The organism is Pseudomonas sp. LBUM1651, from assembly GCF_059716135.1.
Genome location: NZ_CP166805.1, coordinates 5,079,479 through 5,100,862, shown reverse-complemented (window position 1 = coordinate 5,100,862; position 21,384 = coordinate 5,079,479). Strand labels below are relative to the sequence as shown.

Sequence of the window (21,384 nt, the reverse complement as noted above, 5' to 3'; positions counted from 1 at the left end):
TCGTGTCTCTGATCGCTTCTGACCACTTCCGCATCGTTGTCGGCCTCGGCAAGAGCGGCATGTCCCTGGTTCGCTTCCTGGCGAACCGGGGCACGTCGTTTGCCGTCGCCGATACGCGGGACAATCCACCGGAACTGGCCACGCTCAAGCGTGACTATCCGCACGTGGAAGTGCGTTGTGGCGAGCTGGACGTCGAATTCCTGTGCCGTGCCGACGAGCTCTACGTGAGCCCCGGCCTGGCGCTGGCGACCCCGGCCCTGCAGGCCGCTGCTGCCCGTGGTGTGAAATTGTCCGGTGACATCGAGCTGTTCGCGCGTAACGCGAAGGCGCCGATTGTCGCCATCAGCGGTTCCAACGCGAAAAGCACCGTGACCACCCTGGTGGGCGAGATGGCGGCTGCGGCGGGCAAGCGCGTCGCCGTCGGCGGCAACCTTGGCACTCCGGCGCTGGACCTGCTTCGCGATGACGTCGAGCTGTACGTGATGGAACTGTCGAGCTTCCAGCTCGAAACCACCGACCAACTCAACGCCGAAGTGGCGACCGTGCTCAACGTCAGTGAAGACCACATGGACCGCTACAGCGGTCTGCCGGCCTATCACCTGGCCAAGCACCGGATCTTCCGTGGCGCCAGACAGTTTGTGGTCAACCGTCAGGATGCCCTGAGCCGTCCGTTGATGGGTGAGGGCCAGCCTTGCTGGACCTTCGGTTTGAGCAAACCCGATTTCAAAGCATTCGGTATCCGGGAAGAGGACGGCGAGAAATACCTGGCCTTCGAATTCCAGAACCTGATGCCGGTGCGCGAGTTGAAAGTTCGCGGCGCCCACAACCAGTCCAACGCCCTGGCGGCATTGGCCCTGGGCCACGCGGTCGGCCTGCCGTTCGACGCCATGCTGTCGAGCCTGCGCACGTTCGCAGGGCTTGAGCATCGCTGCCAGTGGGTCCGTGACCTCGATGGCGTGGGCTACTACAACGATTCCAAAGCCACCAACGTCGGCGCCGCACTGGCCGCCATCGAAGGCCTGGGCGCGGACATCGACGGCAAGGTCGTGCTGATCGCCGGTGGCGACGGCAAGGGCGCCGAGTTCAATGATCTGCGTGATCCGGTGGCGGCCAATTGCCGTGCCGTGATCCTGATGGGCCGCGACTCCGACAAGATCGGTGAGGCCATTGGCGATGCCGTGCCGCTGATCCGCGCCGGTTCTCTTATCGAAGCGGTGGAACAATGCCGCGCCGCTGCGCAACCGGGCGACGTGGTGCTGTTGTCGCCGGCCTGCGCCAGTTTCGACATGTTCAAGAATTACGAAGACCGTGGTCACCAGTTCGTCCGCACCGTGGAGGATCTGGCATGAGCCTGCTCAACATCATCAAGCCGTACCCTTCGCCGCTCATTACCGGGCGCGGCATCGACCTCGATTTCCCGATGCTCGCCGGTTGCCTGGCATTGCTCGGCCTCGGGCTGGTGATGATTGCGTCTGCTTCGACCGAAGTGGCGGCCGTGCAGTCGGGCAGTGCCTTGTACTACATGATTCGCCATTTGATCTACGTGGTGCTGGGCCTGGGTGCCTGCATCGTCACCATGATGATTCCGATCGCCACCTGGCAGCGCCTGGGCTGGCTGATGCTGATTGGTGCGTTCGGTTTGCTGGTGATGGTGATCATTCCGGGGATCGGCCGTGAAGTGAACGGGTCGATGCGCTGGATCGGTTTCAGTTTCTTCAACGTTCAGCCTTCCGAGATCGCCAAGGTGTTCGTGGTGATCTACCTCGCCGGTTATCTGGTGCGTCGCCAGAAAGAAGTGCGTGAAAGCTGGATGGGTTTCTTCAAGCCGTTCATCGTGCTGCTGCCGATGGCGGGTCTGTTGCTGATGGAGCCGGACTTCGGTGCCACCGTCGTGATGATGGGGGCGGCTGCGGCGATGCTGTTCCTCGGCGGGGTCGGGCTGTTCCGTTTTTCCTTGATGGTGGTTCTGGCGGTCGCAGCGGTGGTGTTGTTGATTCAAGTGCAGCCGTATCGAATGGCGCGTCTGACCAACTTTGCCGATCCGTGGGCTGACCAGTTCGGTGCCGGTTACCAGTTGTCGCAGGCATTGATCGCGTTTGGTCGCGGCGAATGGCTGGGCGTGGGCCTGGGCAACAGCGTGCAGAAACAGTTCTACCTGCCGGAAGCCCACACCGACTTCGTGTTTTCGGTCCTGGCCGAAGAGTTGGGTGCCGTAGGTTCCTTGTTCACGGTCGCGCTGTTCGTCTTTGTCTGTGTGCGTGGCATGTACATCGGTTACTGGGCCGAGAAAGCCAAGCAGTTCTTCGCTGCGTACATCGCGTATGGCCTGTCGTTCCTGTGGATTGGTCAGTTCCTGATCAACATCGGGGTGAACGTCGGCCTGCTGCCGACCAAGGGCTTGACCTTGCCGTTCCTCAGTTATGGCGGCAGTTCGTTGGTGATCTGCTGTGCCTGTCTCGGCTTGTTGCTGCGCATTGAGTGGGAGAGTCGAACCCACCTGGGCAGCGAAGAGATGGAGTTTCATGAGAGCGACTTCGCCGAGGAGTCGACCCATGGGCGCTAACGTTCTGATCATGGCGGGCGGCACCGGGGGGCACGTGTTCCCGGCGCTGGCCTGCGCTCGCGAATTCCAGGCGCGCGGTTACACCGTGCATTGGCTCGGGACGCCGCGTGGCATCGAGAACGATCTGGTGCCGATGGCCGGTATCGAGTTGCACCGGATCAATGCCAGCGGTCTGCGCGGCAAGGGCAAATTGTCCCTGCTCAAGGCGCCGTTGATGTTGCTCAAATCCGTCTGGCAGGCGCGGGCGATCATTCGCCAGCTACGGCCGGTATGCGTGGTCGGCTTCGGTGGTTATGTGACCGGCCCTGGCGGCGTTGCAGCCAAACTGGCCGGCGTGCCGGTGATCGTTCATGAGCAGAACGCCGTGGCCGGTACCGCCAATCGGTTGCTGGTGCCGTTGGCCGCCCGAGTCTGTGAAGCGTTCCCCGACACCTTTACCCTGTCGGACAGCCGACGGACCACCGGTAATCCGGTGCGCACCGAGCTGTTCCTCGACACACCGCGACCAGCCCTGGCCGGTCGCAAGGCGCGTTTGCTGATCCTGGGCGGAAGCCTGGGCGCAGAACCGTTGAACAAGTTGCTGCCTGAAGCCCTGTCGCACGTCGCCCCCGACCTGCGTCCGGAAGTGTTCCATCAGGCCGGCAAAAACCACGATGAAGTGACTGCAGAGCGCTATCGCGCGGCTGGCGTCGAGGCGCAAGTGCAGCCTTTCATCAAAGACATGGCCCACGCCTATGGCTGGGCCGACCTGGTGGTGTGCCGTGCAGGCGCGCTGACCATCAGTGAACTGGCCGCCGCCGGTCTGCCCTCGATGCTGGTGCCTTTGCCCCACGCGATCGACGATCACCAGACCCGCAACGCCGATTATTTGGCCCGTGAAGGCGCTGCCTTCCTGATGCCGCAAAGAACGACTGGCGCTGCGGATCTTGCCGCACGCCTGACAGAGGTCCTGATGCAACCACAACGACTCACCGACATGGCCACTGCGGCACGCCGCCTGGCCAAACCCGATGCGACCCGTAACGTGGTCGATACCTGCCTGGAGGTGGCCCATGGTTGAGAATCAGAAAGCCATGCCGCAACCGGAAATGCGCCGCATCCGTCGCATCCACTTCGTCGGTATCGGCGGCGTGGGTATGTGCGGGATCGCCGAAGTGTTGCTGAACCTGGGCTATGAAGTGTCCGGTTCCGACCTGAAAGCTTCGCCGGTGACCGAACGCCTGGAATCCTTCGGCGCGCAGATTTTCATCGGCCACCGCGCCGAAAACGCTGCGGCCGCCGACGTGCTGGTGGTGTCGAGCGCCGTGAACACCTCCAACCCGGAAGTCGCCACTGCGCTGGAACGCCGCATTCCAGTGGTGCCGCGCGCCGAGATGCTGGCCGAGCTGATGCGCTATCGCCACGGCATCGCCGTCGCCGGTACGCACGGCAAAACCACCACCACCAGCCTGATCGCTTCGGTGTTCGCGGCCGGTGGCCTGGACCCGACGTTCGTCATCGGTGGCCGTCTGAATGCCGCGGGCACCAATGCCCAGCTCGGCACCAGCCGTTACCTGATCGCCGAAGCCGACGAAAGCGACGCCAGCTTCCTGCACCTGCAGCCGCTGGTGGCCGTGGTTACCAACATCGACGCCGACCACATGGCGACCTACGACGGCGACTTCAACAAACTGAAGAAAACCTTCGTCGAGTTCCTGCACAACCTGCCGTTCTACGGTCTGGCCGTGGTGTGCCTGGACGACCCGGTGGTGCGTGAAATCCTTCCGCAGGTCAAACGTCCGGCCGTCACTTATGGCTTCGGCGACGACTGCGACGTGCGCGCGATCAATGTGCGTCAGCAGGGCATGCAGACGTTCTTCACCGTGCTGCGTCCTGATCGCGAGCCGCTCGACGTCTCGGTGAACATGCCGGGCAACCACAACGTGCTGAACGCGCTGGCCACCATCTGCATTGCCACTGATGAGGGCGTCAGCGACGAAGCCATCGTCCAGGGCCTGTCCGGGTTCCAGGGTGTCGGTCGACGCTTCCAGGTCTATGGCGAACTGCCGGTCGAAGACGGCAGTGTGATGCTGGTCGATGACTACGGTCACCACCCGACCGAAGTCGCTGCCGTGATCAAGGCCGTGCGCGGTGGCTGGCCGGAGCGCCGTCTGGTGATGGTTTACCAGCCGCACCGTTACAGCCGCACCCGCGACCTGTACGACGACTTCGTCAATGTACTGGCCGACGCCAACGTCCTGCTGCTGATGGAAGTGTATCCGGCCGGCGAAGAGCCGATCCCGGGTGCCGACAGCCGCAAGCTGTGCAACAGCATCCGTCAGCGCGGTCAGCTCGATCCGATCTACATCGAGCGCGGTGTCGACCTCGCGCCGGTGGTCAAGCCGCTGCTGCGTGCCGGCGACATCCTGCTGTGTCAGGGCGCCGGTGATATCGGCGGTCTCGCACCGAAACTGTTGAAAAGTCCGTTGTTCGCTGGCGCCGTTGCCGCGCCAAGCGTGGGGAAGTTGAAATGACTGCTGCTTACGCCAACCTCGTCTCCACAATCGCGCCGAAAGACTTCGGCCGCGTCGCAGTGCTGTTCGGCGGCAAGAGTGCCGAGCGCGCGGTGTCCCTGAAGTCGGGTAACGCGGTTCTCGAAGCGCTGCAAAGCGCCGGCGTGGACGCGTTCGGTCTCGACGTGGGCGATGACCTGTTGCAGCGTTTGCTCAACGAAAAAATCGACCGCGCCTTCGTCATCCTCCACGGTCGTGGTGGTGAAGACGGCAGCATGCAAGGCCTGCTGGAATGCCTGGGCATTCCGTACACCGGCAGCGGCATTCTGGCCTCGGCACTGGCCATGGACAAGCTGCGCACCAAACAGGTCTGGCACAGCCTCGGCATTCCGACGCCACGCCACGCGGTGCTGAGTTCCGAGGCCGATTGTATTTCGGCGGCGACGGAACTGGGCTTCCCTTTGATCGTCAAACCGGCCCATGAAGGTTCAAGTATCGGGATGGCCAAAGTGACGTCCGCGTCGGAGTTGATCGACGCCTGGAAAGCGGCCAGTACCTACGATTCGCAAGTGTTGGTCGAGCAATGGATTCAAGGTCCGGAGTTCACCATCGCCACCCTGCGTGACCAGGTGTTGCCACCGATTGCCCTGGGCACGACGCACAGTTTCTACGACTACGACGCCAAGTACGTGGCTTCCGATACCCAGTACCGGATCCCGTGTGGCCTCGACAGCACCAAGGAAAAAGAACTGATGGACCTCACGGCGAAAGCCTGTGAGGCGCTGGGTATCGCCGGTTGGGGCAGGGCAGACGTGATGCAGGACGCCGACGGGCAGTTCTGGTTCCTCGAAGTCAACACCGCTCCGGGCATGACCGATCACAGTCTGGTGCCGATGGCGGCCCGTGCTGCCGGTCTGGATTTCCAGCAACTGGTCCTGGCGATTCTGGCGGCCAGTGTTGCCGGCAACGAAGAGCTGCGAGGTTAAGACCATGCAAGGCGCACAGCTAAGACATCAGCCCCCACCAGCACCCGGCCGCAAGCCGGTGCCACGGGGTGCCAGCCGAATGGTGGCGAAAGAGCCGATGTCCGCGCGCCTGCCGAAAGCCAATTTTGGTTTTCTCAAAGCTTTGTTCTGGCCGGTGATGTTAGTGGCGGTGGGGTTCGGTACTTACGAAGGCGCGCAGCGTTTGTTGCCGTACGCCGACCGGCCGATCACCAAGGTCGCGGTGCAGGGCGACCTGAGCTACATCAGCCAGCAAGCGGTGCAGCAGCGGATCGCCCCGTACGTGGCGTCGAGCTTCTTCACCATCGACCTGGCGAGCATGCGCACCGAGCTGGAACAGATGCCCTGGATTGCCCACGCCGAAGTGCGTCGGGTGTGGCCGGATCAAGTGGTGATCCGCCTGGAAGAACAACTGCCGGTGGCCCGCTGGGGCGACGAATCGCTATTGAACAACCAGGGTCAGGCGTTCACCCCGCGTGAGCTGGCGAACTACGAACACTTGCCACAGTTGTTCGGCCCACAACGGGCTCAGCAGCAAGTGATGCAGCAATACCAGGTGCTGAGCCAGATGCTCAGGCCGTTGGGCTTCTCGATTGCACGCCTGGAGTTGCGTGAACGGGGCAGCTGGTTCCTGACCACCGGCGCCGGTAGTTCAGGCCCGGGAATCGAACTGCTACTGGGCCGCGGCAAGCTGGTGGAAAGGATGCGCCGCTTCATAGCCATCTACGACAAGACGCTTAAAGAACAGATTACGAACATTGCGCGCATCGATCTGCGCTACGCCAACGGCCTCGCTGTTGGCTGGCGGGAACCTGTAGCGCCCACGATAGCCCAACCCGCTGTCGCGAAGAATTAAGAAGAGGCAGGACCCATGGCAAACGTGCAAAGCGGCAAAATGATCGTCGGTCTCGATATCGGCACCTCCAAGGTGGTGGCGCTGGTAGGCGAGGTCTCGGACGACGGCACGCTGGAAATCGTCGGGATCGGCACTCATCCGTCCCGCGGCCTGAAGAAAGGCGTGGTGGTGAACATCGAGTCCACCGTGCAGTCGATCCAGCGCGCCATCGAAGAAGCGCAGCTGATGGCCGGTTGCCGGATCCACTCGGCGTTCGTCGGCGTGGCGGGCAATCACATCCGCAGCCTGAACTCCCACGGCATCGTGGCGATTCGTGATCGCGAAGTCAGCTCCGCCGACCTTGAACGCGTCCTCGACGCCGCCCAGGCCGTGGCGATCCCGGCGGACCAGCGCGTGCTGCATACCCTGCCGCAGGATTACGTGATCGATAACCAGGAAGGCGTTCGTGAACCCCTGGGCATGTCCGGCGTACGTCTGGAAGCCAAGGTCCACGTGGTCACCTGCGCCGTCAATGCCGCACAGAACATTGAAAAATGCGTGCGCCGCTGCGGTCTGGAAATCGACGACATCATTCTCGAGCAACTGGCCTCGGCCTACTCGGTATTGACCGACGACGAGAAAGAGCTGGGCGTGTGCCTGGTGGACATCGGTGGCGGCACCACCGACATCGCGATCTTCACCGAAGGCGCGATCCGTCATACCGCAGTGATCCCGATTGCGGGCGATCAGGTGACCAACGACATCGCCATGGCGTTGCGCACCCCGACCCAGTACGCCGAAGAAATCAAGATCCGCTACGCCTGCGCCCTGGCCAAACTGGCCGGTGCCGGTGAAACCATCAAGGTGCCAAGCGTTGGCGACCGTCCACCGCGCGAGCTGTCCCGCCAGGCCCTGGCCGAAGTGGTCGAGCCGCGTTACGACGAGCTGTTCACGCTGATCCAGGCCGAACTGCGTCGCAGCGGCTACGAAGACCTGATCCCGGCCGGCATCGTGCTGACCGGTGGTACTTCGAAGATGGAAGGCGCGGTCGAACTGGCCGAGGAGATCTTCCACATGCCGGTTCGCCTGGGCGTGCCCCATGGCGTCAAGGGTCTGGACGACGTGGTGCGCAACCCGATTTATTCCACCGGCGTTGGCCTGTTGATGTACGGCCTGCAAAAGCAGTCCGACGGGATTTCGTTCTCGGGCATCAGCAGCCGCGACAGCTACAGCAATGAAGAGCCGAAAGCCGCCTTGATCGATCGCATCAAGAGCTGGGTACAAGGCAACTTCTGACGAAGCAGTTTCAAGCGGCAAGCTACAAGCCGCAAGAGCAAGCAGTAAAAGCGACAAGCAGTAAAAGCAGTAGGCGAAAAAACTAGAGAATCAAAGGAGAGGGAAAATGTTCGAACTCGTAGACAACATCCCCGCAAGCCCGGTCATTAAGGTTATCGGTGTTGGCGGAGGCGGCGGCAACGCTGTCAATCACATGGTCAAGAGCAACATTGAAGGCGTTGAATTCATCTGCGCCAACACTGATGCCCAGGCGCTGAAGAGCATTGGCGCTCGGACCATCCTGCAACTGGGCACCGGCGTGACCAAAGGTCTCGGCGCTGGCGCCAACCCTGAAGTAGGTCGTCAGGCCGCTCTCGAAGATCGTGAGCGCATTGCCGAAGTCCTGCAGGGCACCAACATGGTGTTCATCACCACCGGCATGGGCGGTGGCACCGGTACCGGTGCTGCGCCGATCATCGCTGAAGTGGCCAAGGAAATGGGGATCCTCACCGTTGCGGTGGTGACCCGTCCGTTCCCGTTCGAAGGTCGCAAGCGCATGCAGATCGCCGACGAAGGTATTCGTCTGCTGTCCGAAAGCGTCGACTCGCTGATCACCATTCCCAACGAGAAGCTGCTGACCATCCTCGGCAAAGACGCCAGCCTGCTGTCGGCTTTCGCCAAGGCTGACGATGTACTGGCCGGTGCCGTTCGCGGTATCTCCGACATCATCAAGCGTCCGGGCATGATCAACGTCGACTTTGCCGACGTACGGACCGTGATGAGCGAAATGGGCATGGCGATGATGGGCACTGGCTGCGCCAGCGGTCCGAACCGTGCACGCGAGGCCACCGAAGCGGCCATTCGCAACCCGTTGCTCGAAGACGTGAACCTGCAAGGTGCACGCGGCATCCTGGTGAACATCACCGCCGGTCCTGACCTGTCCCTGGGTGAGTACTCCGACGTGGGTAGCATCATCGAAGCCTTTGCTTCCGAGCACGCGATGGTCAAGGTCGGTACCGTTATCGATCCGGACATGCGCGACGAGCTGCACGTGACTGTGGTTGCTACTGGTCTGGGCGCGAAAATCGAGAAGCCTGTGAAGGTCATCGACAACACCGTTCACACCTCCATGGCGTCGCAGCCGCAACAATCGGCTCCCGCTCGTCAGGAAGCGCCAGCGGTGAACTACCGTGATCTGGACCGTCCGACCGTCATGCGCAACCAGGCTCAGGCCGGTGCTGCGACTGCCGCGAAGATGAATCCGCAAGATGATCTGGACTACCTGGACATCCCGGCTTTCCTGCGTCGTCAGGCCGATTAATGGAATGTATCAGGGCTATGAAGGTGATTGGTGTTCAGCAAAGGTCTGGTCTGCTATCATCGCCAGCCTTTGTTGATACCAGTTCGCAATTTGCGCTGAAGCGGCCCAAGCCATGATTAAACAACGCACACTGAAAAATATTATCCGTGCCACAGGTGTAGGCCTGCACTCCGGGGAGAAGGTATACCTGACCCTCAAGCCCGCACCTATCGACACCGGCATTGTGTTTTGTCGTGCCGATCTCGACCCTGTGGTGCAGATTCCTGCCCGCGCGGAAAACGTTGGTGAAACCACGATGTCGACCACGCTGGTCAGTGGTGACACCAAAGTGGATACGGTGGAGCACTTGCTCTCGGCCATGGCTGGCCTGGGCATCGATAACGCCTACGTCGAGCTCTCCGCGTCCGAAGTCCCGATCATGGATGGCAGCGCTGGACCTTTCGTATTCCTGATTCAATCGGCCGGCCTGGAAGAACAGGACGCACCGAAGAAGTTCATCCGGATCCTGCGGGAAGTGACAGTGGAAGACGGCGACAAGCGCGCCACTTTCGTCCCTTTCGAAGGCTTCAAGGTGAGTTTCGAGATCGATTTCGATCACCCGGTTTTCCGTAACCGCACACAAAGTGCAAGCGTGGATTTTTCCAGCACTTCGTTCGTAAAAGAAGTCAGCCGCGCCCGTACCTTTGGTTTCATGAGTGACATCGAGTACCTGCGCAAGCACAACCTCGCACTCGGCGGCAGCGTTGAAAACGCTATTGTGGTCGACGCGGATGGTGTACTGAACGAAGACGGCCTTCGCTATGAAGACGAATTCGTGAAGCACAAGATCCTCGATGCAATTGGTGACCTCTACCTGCTGGGCAATAGCCTGATTGGTGAGTTCAAGGGCTTCAAGTCCGGACATGCATTGAACAACCAGCTGCTGCGCAAGTTGATTGAGCAGACAGATGCTTGGGAAGTCGTGACTTTCGAAGACGCCAGCACTGCACCGATCTCTTACATGCGTCCGGTTGCGGCGGTGTAAGTAAAAACCTCTCTAGTTTTTAAAGGCTGCCTTCGGGTGGCCTTTTTTTATGTCTGTGGGAAAGTGATGCGGTGTTTGTTCTGACGCCTTCGCGGGCAAGCCTCGCTCCTACAAGGATTATCGAAATCCTGTAGGAGCGAGGCTTGCCCGCGAAGAGGCCGGCCGCCACACCGAAGATCTCACTGCGTAGCCACCACCCGATTCCGTCCGCCTTCCTTCGCCTGATACAGCGCCTTGTCCGCCGCAAACAGCAACTGCTCAAGGCTGCCATCGGTGGTCGAGGTCCAGGTGCTGATGCCTATACTGACAGTAATCGGCGATTCAACGCCCGCCACAAACGGCAGTTGCTCCACGGCAACGCGGATGTGTTCGGCAATCTGCTGCGCCCCCGCGCTGTCCGTTTCCGCCAGGATCACCGAAAACTCCTCCCCACCGTACCGGGCGACCAGATCCGCCGGTCGCCTTACGTTCTCGGCGATCACCTTGGCCAGTGCGCGTAGCGCATCGTCGCCGGCCTGGTGGCCATGTTGATCATTGAAAGCCTTGAAGTGGTCGGCATCGATCATCAGCACCGACAGCGGTTTACCCGACCGTTGGGCGCGAAACCACTCATGGCGCAGGGTTTGATCGAGCGTTCTGCGGTTGGCCACGCCGGTCAAGGCATCGGTGGCGGCCAGCTGTGCCAGTTCCTGCTCGGCGTTGTGGCGCAGACGTAACTCCCGGCACAGCAGCCAGGTCAGCCACAGCAGGCCGATGCACAACACGCCGGTAGCGCCGCTGATCACAATCGCCGTGCGTTCCCAGGCGGCAAACACGTCGTTGCCCGAGAGCGCGACGATCACCGTCAATGGCAGGTTTCCGACCCTGGTAAAGGTATACAGGCGTTGCTCACGGTCGACGCTCGACACGCTGTCAAAGCTGCCGCTGTGTTCGCGCAGGATGCGCTGGACATTAGGGCGATTGGCGAAGCTTTTGCCGATCGAGTCATTGACCAGATGAGGCTTCTGCGCCAGCAATATGCCGTCGTCGTTGATGATGGACAGCGCGCTGCCGGCCCCGATGTTCAGGCTGTTGAACAATTGATCGAAGTAGCCCAGGCGCATCGAAGCGACGGCAACCCCGAGGAACTCACCCGTAGCCGATGAGATGCGGCGGCTGAAGCTGATTCGCCATTCATCGCTGTCCTCGCAATCGCAACGGGGTTTGAACGGTCGGCTGATGAACATGCCGGTGTCGCGGTTGAAGGCATGTGCGAGGAAATAATCGCGATCGGCAAAGTTGCCGGGCTTGGGTTCGATCAGCGAGGAGTCTGCAATCACCTCGCCATGCTTGTCCAGCAGCAGAATGTCGCCCTTGAAGCGCGCCGTGGTAGAGCGGTCGAACAGCACCAGATGGCGGATCTGCGCCGAAACCTGTTTCAAGTCGTCCCGCTGCGAAGCGGCAATCAGGCCTTGCAGGGTCAGGTCGTAGAGTTCGACCGTGCGCAGCACGTCGGCGTCGATCAGTTGCGCAATCGTGGTGGCGCTGCGGGTAGCGGCCTGCTGGGCGTTGGCGTGTTCGCGGATCAACAGGAAAGTGACGATGCTGATGATCGCGATAACGGTCAGGGAGCTGCCGAGGATCACCATGAGCTCCGGGCGACCGGTCTTGCCTGAAGCGTGTCTGGGGCGGCTCGCGGGCATGGGGAGGATGTCTGCTTGAGGAGCAAAAAAAAGGCCAGCAAAACGCGCTGGCCTTTACTTACCCAAGCTTAGAAGACATTGAGCGGGTAGTCGACGATCACCCGGTATTCCTCGGAGTCCTGAACCAGCGCGCCGAAAATAAACGGTGCCCGGTATTCTCGACTGCCTGAGCATCGTTGCAGTCGATGTAATGATCAATGGACATGGAAACAAAAAAAGCCGCTGACAGCAGCGGCTTTGAAGACAACTTTTCAACAGGAAGAGCCGATGAAAAGTGTCGAGGGAAACAGAGTGATATTTCGATCAGCTATCTTTCTCGACCCGCGGCTGGGCCTGAGTGGCAGACGCTTGAGGGGTTTGCGCAGCGTCTTGAGCCTTGGCCGTCATTTCGCTCTGATACTCTTCCAACGCTACAGCACGCGCGGCATTGTGCGCGACGAAAGTCTGCGACTCTTCAGCGACGGCGAACGGGGAGAGGAACAAAGAGGACAAAACGAAAGCGCTGGCAATACCCATGGTGTTGGACATCTTTAAAACCTTCTTGCTTGGCAAGTGCTGTTTGGTGCGGCAAAGATAAGGATCTTGGCCGATGAGAAACAGAGCCAATTCAAGAAAGGACTGTTGCGGTGAAAGCAACAGTAGGTGCCCGGAGCGAACAAAATCCTGTGGCGAGGGGGGCTTCTGTGGCGAGGGGACTTGTCCCCGTTCCAGTGCGTGGCACTGGCAAGATTTCGGTAACACTGTAGATTTTTGGGGCCGCTTCGCAGCCCAACGGGGACAAGTCCCCTCGCCACAGAGTCCCTTCGCCACAGAGTCCTCTCACCACAGGGGACCGGTCTGGGTTAAACGGGAAGGTGAATGCCGAAGGTATTCATGCCGTGGTCACTGCGCACAAACACATCGCCGCCATGCATCAGCGCAATCGCCTTGACGATCGCCAACCCCAGACCGTGGTTATTGCCACTGTTGCTGCGCGACGCATCGACCCGATAAAAGCGCTCAAACAACCGCGGCAAATGCTCGCTGGCAATCGGCGAGCCGGGGTTGGCGACGCCGATGCTGACCTGATGCTCCTCGACCTCGATCCGCACCTGGATCACCTGACCGGGCTCGGTGTGTTGCACCGCGTTGCTGAGCAAATTGATCAGCGCCCGACGCAGATGCGCAATCTCGATCCGCACCTGCGCATCACCACTGACCTGCACCTGAACCTGCGCATCTTCAAGAATGAAATCCAGATACTCCAGCGTCGTCGCCACTTCATCGGCCAACGAGGTGGACGTCAGTTTGGTCGCCTTGCTGCCCTGATCGGCACTGGCGAGGAACAGCATGTCGTTGATGATCGAGCGCAGCCGCTCCAGCTCTTCGAGGTTCGATTGCAGCACTTCGAAGTAGTGTTCGGCCGAGCGCCCACGCGTCAGCGCCACCTGGGTCTGGCCGATCAGGTTGGTCAGCGGCGAGCGCAATTCGTGGGCGACATCGGCATTGAACGACTCAAGCCGCGAGTAGGCCTGTTCGACTCGCTCCAGCGTGGAGTTGAACGAGTTGACGAACTGATTGAGTTCCGGTGGCAGCGACGACAGACGCAAGCGCCCGGAACGCAACGGCGGCGCCAGTCGCTGGGCTTCCTGCGACAACTTGATCAGCGGCTTGAGACCGATTCGCGCCACCCAGTAGCCGAGGGCCGAGGCCAGTAACACACCGATGATCGCCAGGCTGATCAGGGCAATCAGCAGATGATGCTGGGTCTGAAGAAACGTCTCGGTGTCGATACCGATCATGAAACGCAGGGGTGGCCGCTGATCCTTGGCCGGGAACTGGGTGACCAGCACTTTCAGGGGAGAGGGCTGATCCGATAGCTTCAAGTCCCGCATGCCCAGCGGCCCTTCGGCGAAGGCGCGGATCTGCGGCGTAAGGTTGCCGTATTCGTAGTGAGGATCGCTGCTGGTAATCCAGAAACTGATGCGCTTGTCTTCTTCGCTAAGCAGTTTGAGCTTGTTGTTGATCTTTACCCAATGCTCCTGCGTGCCAAAACGTCCGATTGAGGATTCAAGCACGCTATAGCGCGCATCCAGTTCGGCCTCGGGCAGCAAGCCCAGGCCCTTGTCGACCTGTTGATACAGCGCCCAGCCAATCAACAGAAACACCAGTAGCGCCACCAGCGTGAACATTCCACTGAGACGCAGCGCAATCGAATTACTGGACACCACGGCTCTCCAGCACATAACCCATGCCACGGATCGTGTGCAGCAGTTTCTCGTCGAACGGCCCGTCGAGCTTGGCGCGCAGGCGTTTGATCGCGACTTCGACGACGTTGGCGTCGCTGTCGAAATTGATGTCCCAGACCATTTCCGCAATCGCTGTTTTCGAGAGGATTTCCCCTTGCCGGCGGGCCAGCACGCTGAGCAGCGAGAACTCCTTGGCGGTCAGGTCCAGGCGAGTGCCGGCGCGGGTCGCCTTGCGGCTGATCAAATCTATCCACAGGTCGGCGATGCTCACTTGCACCGGTTCATGACCGCCGCTGCGCCGCGTCAGCGCTTGCAGGCGCGCCACCAGTTCAAGGAAGGAAAACGGTTTGCCGAGGTAATCGTCGGCACCGTCGCGCAGGCCTTTGATGCGGTCTTCGACACGCTCGCGGGCGGTGAGCATGATCACCGGGGTTTGTTTGCGCGCACGCAACGCGCGCAGTACGCCGAAGCCGTCGAGGCCCGGCAGCATGACGTCGAGGACGATCACCGCGTAGTCGCTTTCCAGCGCCAGGTGCAGGCCTTCAACGCCGTCCCGCGCCAGGTCCACGGTGTAACCCTGTTCCGTCAGGCCGCGGTGCAAATAGTCCGCGGTTTTTTCTTCGTCTTCGATAATCAGAACGCGCATGACCCCGCCTCAGTCTGTGGTCGCCAGCGCCAGTACGGGCGCTGGTTTGGGCCGATGGAATAGCCGCTCAAGCCACAAGTATATGACCGGAGTGGTGAACAGCGTCAGCGCCTGGCTCACCAGCAAGCCGCCGACCACCGCAATCCCCAATGGCTGGCGCAACTCGGCGCCGGTGCCGTAACCGAGCATCAGTGGCAGCGCGCCGAGCAGGGCGGCGAGGGTGGTCATGATGATCGGCCGGAACCGGGTGATACAGGCCTGGTAAATCGCTTCTTCCGGTGGCAGGCCACCTTTACGCTGGGCTTCGAGGGCGAAGTCGATCATCAGAATGCCGTTTTTCTTCACGATCCCGATCAGCAGCACCAGCCCGATCAGCGCCATGATCGAAAAGTCCTGGCCGCAAATCCACAGCATGATCACCGCCCCGAGCCCCGCCGAGGGCAGGGTCGAGATGATGGTCAGCGGATGCACGAAGCTCTCATAGAGCACGCCGAGAATGATGTACACCGCCACCAGCGCCGCCAGAATCAGCCACGGCTGGCTGGCCAGCGAGCTCTGGAACGCCTGGGCCGCGCCCTGGAAGTTGCCGCTCATGGCCGCCGGCATGCCGATTTCAGCCTTGGCTTGATTGAGCATGATCACCGCATCGCCCAACGCCACACCGGGCGCCAGGTTGAACGACAGGTTGGCGGCCGGGAACATGCCGTCATGGGCGATGGATAGCGGACCCACGGTCGGTGCATCGAATTTCGCCAACGCCGACAGTGGCACCATTTCCCCGCTCAATGGCGAGCGCAGGTAGAAATAATTGAGGCTTTCGGCCTTGCCGCGTTGCTTGGTGTCCAGCTCCAGAATCACGTTGTACTGGTTGATCTGGGTCTGGAATTCGTTGATCTGCCGCTGACCGAACGCGTCGTACAGCGCTTCGTCGACATCACTGGCGGTCAGGCCGAAACGCGCTGCGGCGCTGCGGTCGATGCTGATGTGCGTGATGCTGCCGCCCAGTTGCAGGTCGTTGGATATGTCGCGGAACGCCGGGTTGGCGCGCAGTTTTTCCGTCAGGCGCTGGGTCCAGGTGCTGAGGGTCGCGCCGTCATTGCTCTTGAGCACGTATTGGTATTGCGCCCGACTCGGGCCGGAGCTGAGGTTGATGTCCTGACCGGCGCGCAGATAGAGCACGATGCCGGGCACTTTCATCAGTTGTGGGCGAATCCGGTCGATGAACTGGCTGGCTGAAACATCGCGGTCACCGCGTTTTTTCAGGGAGATCCAGAAGCGGCCGTTGGCGATGGTCTGGTTGCTGCCCGAGACACCGACGGAGTGGGAAAACGCCGCGACCGCCGGATCTGCCGCGACGATTTCTGCCATCGCCAGGTGTTTTTTCACCATGTCGGGGTAGGAAATGTCGGCGGCTGCTTCGGTGGTGCCGAGGACAAAACCGGTGTCCTGGACCGGGAAGAAACCTTTCGGAATGAAGATGTAACCGGCAATGGCCAGACCGAGAGACAACCCAAACACACCGATCATCAATTTCTGATGGGCGAGGGCGCGACGCAGCAGTTTTTCGTAGCCTGCCAGCAAGCGTTCGCCGAACGTGGGTTTGCTGTGGGCGTGATGCACCGGTACTCGCATGAACAGCGCCGCAAGCGTCGGCGCCAGGGTGAGCGACACCACCACTGAAATCATGATCGTAGATGTGGCCGTCAGGGCGAATTCCTTGAACAACCGCCCGACCACGCCGCCCATGAACAGCAACGGGATGAACGCCGCCACCAGCGAAAAACTGATCGAGACCACGGTGAAACCAATCTCGCCGGCGCCCTTGATCGCCGCCTCGCGCATGCCGTCGCCGGCCTCAAGGTGACGGTGAATGTTCTCCACCACCACAATCGCATCGTCGACCACAAACCCCACGGCCACCACGATCGCCACCAGCGTCAGGTTGTTCAGGCTGAACCCCATGATGTACATCAGGGCAAAACTGGCGACCAGCGAAACACCCAGTACCGCCGACACGATCAGCGTCGCCGACCATTGGCGCAGGAACAGCGCCATCACCGCGACCACCAGCATGATCGCGATCAGCAGGGTGATTTCCACTTCATGCAACGAGGCGCGGATGGTCTGGGTCCGGTCGACCAGCACCTTGACCTGCACCGAGGCCGGCAGCATGGCTTCGAGGCCAGGCAGGGCAGCCTGGATGCGGTCCACGGTCTCAACGATGTTGGCGCCCGGCTGCCGGGAAATCACCAGGTTCACCCCGGGCTTGTCTCCGGCCCAGGCTTGCACGTAGGCATCTTCCGAACCGTTGACGACTTTCGCCACATCCTTCAGGTGAACCGGCGCACCGTCCTTGTAGGAAACGATGAGTTGGCTGTATTCGTCCGGGTGGAATAATTGGTCGTTGGTGGACAGCGTCGAGATACTTGACTCGCCGTACAGCGCGCCTTTGGCCAGGTTGAGGCTGGTTTGCTGAATGGCCAGGCGAATGTCCGCCAGCGTCAGGCCGATGGCCGCGAGTTTGTCCGCCGAGGCTTGAACGCGAATCGCCGGACGTTGCTGGCCGGTGATGTTGATCTGGCCTACGCCGTCGATCTGACTGATCTGACGGGACAGCAGGGTTTCCACCAGATCGCTGAGTTCGGGACCGGGCATCAAGGTTGAGTTGATGCTGAGAATCAGCACCGGGCTATCGGCCGGGTTGACCTTGCGCCACGTCGGCAGGTTCGGCATGTCCTTGGGCAGTTTGCCGGCGGCGGTGTTGATCGCGGCCTGAACTTCCTGCGCGGCGGTGTCGATGCTTTTGTCGAGGGTGAATTGCAGGGTCAGGTTGGTCGAGCCGAGGGCGCTGCTCGAGGTCATCTGGGTCACGCCGGGGATGGCACTGAATTGCACTTCAAGCGGCGTGGCCACCGACGACGCCATGGTTTCCGGGCTGGCGCCGGGGAGTTGCGCGGCGACCTGGATGGTCGGGAATTCGGCTTCAGGCAGCGGTGCAATCGGCAGACGTGGGAAGGCGATGACACCAAGCAACACCAGGGCAAACGTCAGCAGGATCGTCGCCACCGGATGATCGATGCACCACGCCGAAACCGAGCCGTGGCCCTTCATGGCTTCGACTCCGACTGGACCACTTGCGGTGGCTCGGTCAGTACCTGCACGGTCGAGCCCGGTTTGAGCCGTGATTGGCCGTCGCTGACCAGCACGTCGCCCGGTTTCACGCCTTTGATGATGTCCTGGCCGCTGCCTTGATGGACCATCTGTACCTGGACGGTTTCAACCTTGTCTCCCTTGACCCGGTACACGAAGTGTTGATCGAGCCCGCGTTGTACGACCGTGGGCGGCACCACCAGCGCATCTTTATCCAATGCTGTCTGAATCTTTACCGTCACCAGCAGGCCCGGCCAGAGTTTCTGCCCGGGGTTGTTGAATTCGGCCTTGGCGCGGATGGTCCCGGTGTTGGCATTGATCTGGTTGTCGATCAGGGTCAGGTGACCCTCGCCCAGCAGGTTGCCGGTTTCGCCGTCGGTGTCGGCACCGATGTAGGCCTTTACCTGAGCGTGCTCCGGATCGTTGATCAGGCCTTGCAAGGTCGGCAGCATTTGCTGCGGCAGGGAAAACTCCACGGCGATCGGGTCAATCTGGGTCACCGTGAACAAGCCCTGGGTGTCGGTCATGCGCAGGAAGTTGCCTTCGTCCACCGTGCGAATACCGACGCGACCGCTGACCGGGGAGCGAATCTGCGTGTAGGAAAGCTGCACCTGCGCGGCATCAATCGAAGCCTGATTGCCTTGGGCGGTGGCCTTGAGCTGGTTGACCAGCGCTTGTTGCTGGTCGTAGGTCTGCTTGGAGACGCCATCGTCGACGCTGAGCAGTTTGTAGCGCTTGAGGTTCACCAGCGCCACTTGCAGCTGCGCCTGGCTTTCGCCGAGTTGGGCGCGGGCCTGGTCGAGGCTGGCGCGGATCGAGCGGTCATCGATGGTGGCCAGCAGGTCCCCCTTATTCACCAACTGACCTTCCTTGACCAGGATTTTAGTGAGGATGCCGTCGATCTGCGGGCGCACGACCACGCTGTGCAGTGACAGCACCGAGCCGATGCCGCTGACGTATCGAGGGACGTCTTTTTCGGCGACGTTCACCACCCGAACCGGAATCGCCGTGGGCGCGGCAAGTTTGGCCGTCACGGGTTTGGTGGCATACCACGCGCCCAGCGCTGCCAGGACAATCAGAAGAGCGGCGATCAAGGCGGGTTTTTTCTGAATTCGCATGCGAGTGGGGCGCCGGGGCTGGGTGGACGGAGTTATGTCAGAGTTATACCTCCCTTTATAAACCTGTTCGCCGGTCAGGAAGGTGACTGCTAACTGACGGCGCTGTCAGTTTGGGCTTTGTGGCTCTCCCGACTTGATAAGTCCCAAAAAGGGACTTATCGTTCCCTTTTTGGGACTCTCTGGTCGTCACTGTGAAAAACCTTTCCCTCAGCGAAGCTTTATTTACAGGCACTCAGCAAAAAGTACTGGGACTGTTGTTTGGCAAACCTGACCAAAGTTTCTACGCCAACGAAATTGCTCGCTGGGCTCAAGTAGGAAAAGGCAGTCTCATGCGTGAGCTGGATCGGTTACAGCGCTCGGGCGTGTTGACCATGACCCGGCAGGGCAACCAAACCCATTATCAAACCAACCCCGATTGCCCGATTTATGCCGAACTATTGGGCATCACTCGCAAGACCTTCGGCATCGCCGAGCCTCTGCGCCAGGCGCTGCAGCCATTTGCCGAGCAGATCATTTGGGCATTTGTGTACGGTTCCATTGCCAAGGATCAGGCAAACGCATCCAGTGACATTGATCTGATGTTGATCGGCGAGGGGCTGCACTACAGTGAAGTGATGGAGCGGCTCATGCCTATGGAAGAGCAATTGGGTCGCACCCTCAATCCAACGCTTTACACCCCCAACGACTGGAGCGCAAAACTGGCGGCTGAAAACAGCTTTGTCGTGCGGGTGGCGCAGCAGGACAAAATCAACTTGATGGGGGAAAACCCTCTGGAGTCCATGGATGGGCAGCAACGACAATCTGGAGAATCTGGTACGTAGTGGGGGACTGTTCGCCTTGTGCCATGAGCGGCGCAATTTGGCGGAGTACGAAGGTTACATGGATGAGGATGAAGCGTTGTTGGCGCAGTTGCTGGACAGCGCATCGCAATTGTTGAACTGCGTGAAACAGCGGCTTACCGGACTCTGATAGCGTGTCTGACTTTACCCCCAGGCCCCTTCGTCGGAACGCCGCCGGAGCAGGCTCGCTCCCACACTGGATCATGACCGAATGAAAATTTGATGTAGGACACAATTCAACTGTGTGCGAGACCGGCTTGCCGGCGATGGACGTTACCGATACCGCAGGCTGCCTGGATGAACGCGGTGCCTGGACGTTTTTCGCGAGCAAGCTCGCTCCTACAGGGGCGTGGGGAGGTATACTGCCGCCTTTCGCGGCTCGCTGACCGGGCCCGACTCTATTGCATCACCCGGAGCTTTCATGACTTCCCCGACACAACCGCCGGTTGCCGACGCCTTGAGCGACGACCAGGCAGACCTGCCAGACAGCGTCGACTCCAGCGCAGACAGCGAAACCAAAGCCGCGATCCCGGCATTCAAGTTCCCGTTCAAGCCGGGTGAACTGGCCGCCGCGAAATCCGCCAGCCAGCCGTGGTACAAGAACGGCGCCAAGAACGGCCACACCAAGACTCCCGGCGCAGCGCCTCCCGGCACCCGTCGTTCGATGGGCAAGCGCTGAGTTTCCACCCCCCCGCCATTGGCCATCCGCCGCGGTTTTCAATCGCGGTGATGGCTAAGTGCTCATATCCTGAGCCAGATCAACGTTTGTGGAATCAGTGCGCTTAGAGTCAGCAGCCCTGCCGACTCTTTCCCTACAACGAGCGCGCTTTCCATGAAGATCAACCTCCCGGTGACCGGCCGTAATGTCGACGTTGCGGCTGATGCGAACATCCTCTCGACCACTGATCTGACCAGCGCGATTACCTACGCCAACGACGACTTCATCAAAATCTGCGGCTACAGCCGTGAGGAATTGCTGGGTTCGACGCACAACCTGCTGCGTCACCCGGACATGCCGGCAGCGGCTTTCGCGCATATGTGGCAGACCCTCAAAAGTGGCCGTTCGTGGATGGGGCTGGTGAAGAATCGCTGCAAAAATGGCGATCACTATTGGGTGAGCGCCTACGCCACACCGGTGACGCAGAACGGTCAGACCGTGGAATATCAGTCAGTCCGGACCCGGCCTTCGGCGCGGCAGATCGACGCC

Annotated in this window: 18 protein-coding genes and 1 pseudogene; 13 read left to right on the top strand and 6 right to left on the bottom strand. The window is 60.7% G+C overall.

Going from position 1 to position 21,384, the window contains the following annotated elements; all coding sequences use genetic code 11:
- Positions 1 to 2 precede the first annotated feature (2 nt).
- From murD to lpxC, 9 genes are all read left to right on the top strand, one after another.
- Complete coding sequence (gene murD / locus ACA066_RS23850) at positions 3 to 1,349, top strand: UDP-N-acetylmuramoyl-L-alanine--D-glutamate ligase (protein ID WP_497696885.1); 1,347 nt, start codon at positions 3 to 5, stop codon at positions 1,347 to 1,349.
- Positions 1,346 to 2,563, top strand: coding sequence for a putative lipid II flippase FtsW (ftsW, locus tag ACA066_RS23845; RefSeq protein WP_497696884.1), 1,218 nt, complete (start codon positions 1,346 to 1,348; stop codon positions 2,561 to 2,563). The genes murD and ftsW overlap by 4 nt, the downstream gene beginning before the upstream one ends.
- Positions 2,553 to 3,623, top strand: coding sequence for an undecaprenyldiphospho-muramoylpentapeptide beta-N-acetylglucosaminyltransferase (murG, locus tag ACA066_RS23840; protein WP_253431704.1), 1,071 nt, complete (start codon positions 2,553 to 2,555; stop codon positions 3,621 to 3,623). The genes ftsW and murG overlap by 11 nt, the downstream gene beginning before the upstream one ends.
- Positions 3,616 to 5,076, top strand: coding sequence for a UDP-N-acetylmuramate--L-alanine ligase (gene murC / locus ACA066_RS23835; protein WP_084320479.1), 1,461 nt, complete (start codon positions 3,616 to 3,618; stop codon positions 5,074 to 5,076). Before murG ends, murC begins: the two co-directional genes overlap by 8 nt.
- Positions 5,073 to 6,041 (top strand): D-alanine--D-alanine ligase, encoded by a 969-nt coding sequence (locus tag ACA066_RS23830; protein ID WP_497696883.1) that lies wholly within the window; start codon positions 5,073 to 5,075, stop codon positions 6,039 to 6,041. The genes murC and ACA066_RS23830 overlap by 4 nt, the downstream gene beginning before the upstream one ends.
- Before the next feature lie 4 nt (positions 6,042 to 6,045).
- Positions 6,046 to 6,915 carry a cell division protein FtsQ/DivIB gene (locus ACA066_RS23825; protein ID WP_497696882.1) on the top strand — a complete coding sequence of 290 codons (870 nt, stop codon included), beginning with the start codon at positions 6,046 to 6,048 and terminating at the stop codon, positions 6,913 to 6,915.
- A 15-nt stretch (positions 6,916 to 6,930) separates the two neighbouring features.
- Complete coding sequence (ftsA, locus tag ACA066_RS23820; protein WP_017340681.1) at positions 6,931 to 8,190, top strand: cell division protein FtsA; 1,260 nt, start codon at positions 6,931 to 6,933, stop codon at positions 8,188 to 8,190.
- A gap of 106 nt (positions 8,191 to 8,296) precedes the next feature.
- On the top strand, positions 8,297 to 9,490 hold the full coding sequence (gene ftsZ, locus ACA066_RS23815) for a cell division protein FtsZ (protein WP_017340680.1): 1,194 nt from the start codon (positions 8,297 to 8,299) through the stop codon (positions 9,488 to 9,490).
- Positions 9,491 to 9,602: 112 nt separating this feature from the next.
- On the top strand, positions 9,603 to 10,514 hold the full coding sequence (gene lpxC, locus ACA066_RS23810) for a UDP-3-O-acyl-N-acetylglucosamine deacetylase (protein WP_017340679.1): 912 nt from the start codon (positions 9,603 to 9,605) through the stop codon (positions 10,512 to 10,514).
- A gap of 179 nt (positions 10,515 to 10,693) precedes the next feature.
- Here lpxC and ACA066_RS23805 read toward each other — a convergent pair whose 3' ends face one another.
- From ACA066_RS23805 to ACA066_RS23780, 6 genes are all read right to left on the bottom strand, one after another.
- Positions 10,694 to 12,196, bottom strand: coding sequence for a diguanylate cyclase (locus ACA066_RS23805; RefSeq protein ID WP_497696881.1), 1,503 nt, complete (start codon positions 12,194 to 12,196; stop codon positions 10,694 to 10,696).
- A gap of 303 nt (positions 12,197 to 12,499) precedes the next feature.
- Positions 12,500 to 12,724 carry a hypothetical protein gene (locus ACA066_RS23800; protein ID WP_497699947.1) on the bottom strand — a complete coding sequence of 75 codons (225 nt, stop codon included), beginning with the start codon at positions 12,722 to 12,724 and terminating at the stop codon, positions 12,500 to 12,502.
- A 314-nt stretch (positions 12,725 to 13,038) separates the two neighbouring features.
- Positions 13,039 to 14,403: a heavy metal sensor histidine kinase gene (locus tag ACA066_RS23795; protein WP_497696880.1), complete on the bottom strand. Its 1,365-nt coding sequence runs from the start codon at positions 14,401 to 14,403 to the stop codon at positions 13,039 to 13,041.
- The gene (locus tag ACA066_RS23790; protein WP_007916978.1) at positions 14,393 to 15,070 is read right to left on the bottom strand and encodes a heavy metal response regulator transcription factor; all 678 of its coding nucleotides are present in this window, start codon (positions 15,068 to 15,070) and stop codon (positions 14,393 to 14,395) included. The genes ACA066_RS23795 and ACA066_RS23790 overlap by 11 nt, the downstream gene beginning before the upstream one ends.
- A gap of 9 nt (positions 15,071 to 15,079) precedes the next feature.
- Entirely contained in the window at positions 15,080 to 18,181 is a 3,102-nt protein-coding gene (locus ACA066_RS23785; protein WP_497696879.1) for a multidrug efflux RND transporter permease subunit, read from the bottom strand.
- Entirely contained in the window at positions 18,178 to 19,338 is a 1,161-nt protein-coding gene (locus ACA066_RS23780) for an efflux RND transporter periplasmic adaptor subunit (protein WP_497696878.1), read from the bottom strand. The genes ACA066_RS23785 and ACA066_RS23780 overlap by 4 nt, the downstream gene beginning before the upstream one ends.
- Before the next feature lie 191 nt (positions 19,339 to 19,529).
- On the opposite strand from ACA066_RS23780, the gene ACA066_RS23775 reads away from it, so the two are divergent.
- The 4 genes and pseudogenes from ACA066_RS23775 to ACA066_RS23760 all read left to right on the top strand — a co-directional run.
- Positions 19,530 to 20,159 (top strand): nucleotidyltransferase domain-containing protein, encoded by a 630-nt coding sequence (locus ACA066_RS23775; RefSeq protein WP_497696877.1) that lies wholly within the window; start codon positions 19,530 to 19,532, stop codon positions 20,157 to 20,159.
- Positions 20,122 to 20,307: a hypothetical protein gene (locus ACA066_RS23770; protein WP_497699981.1), complete on the top strand. Its 186-nt coding sequence runs from the start codon at positions 20,122 to 20,124 to the stop codon at positions 20,305 to 20,307. The genes ACA066_RS23775 and ACA066_RS23770 overlap by 38 nt, the downstream gene beginning before the upstream one ends.
- Positions 20,308 to 20,598: 291 nt before the next feature.
- Entirely contained in the window at positions 20,599 to 20,856 is a 258-nt protein-coding gene (locus ACA066_RS23765; RefSeq protein ID WP_150633444.1) for a hypothetical protein, read from the top strand.
- Positions 20,857 to 21,009: 153 nt separating this feature from the next.
- A pseudogene (locus ACA066_RS23760) lies at positions 21,010 to 21,291 on the top strand (PAS domain-containing protein); the annotation flags it as partial.
- Positions 21,292 to 21,384: the final 93 nt, after the last annotated feature.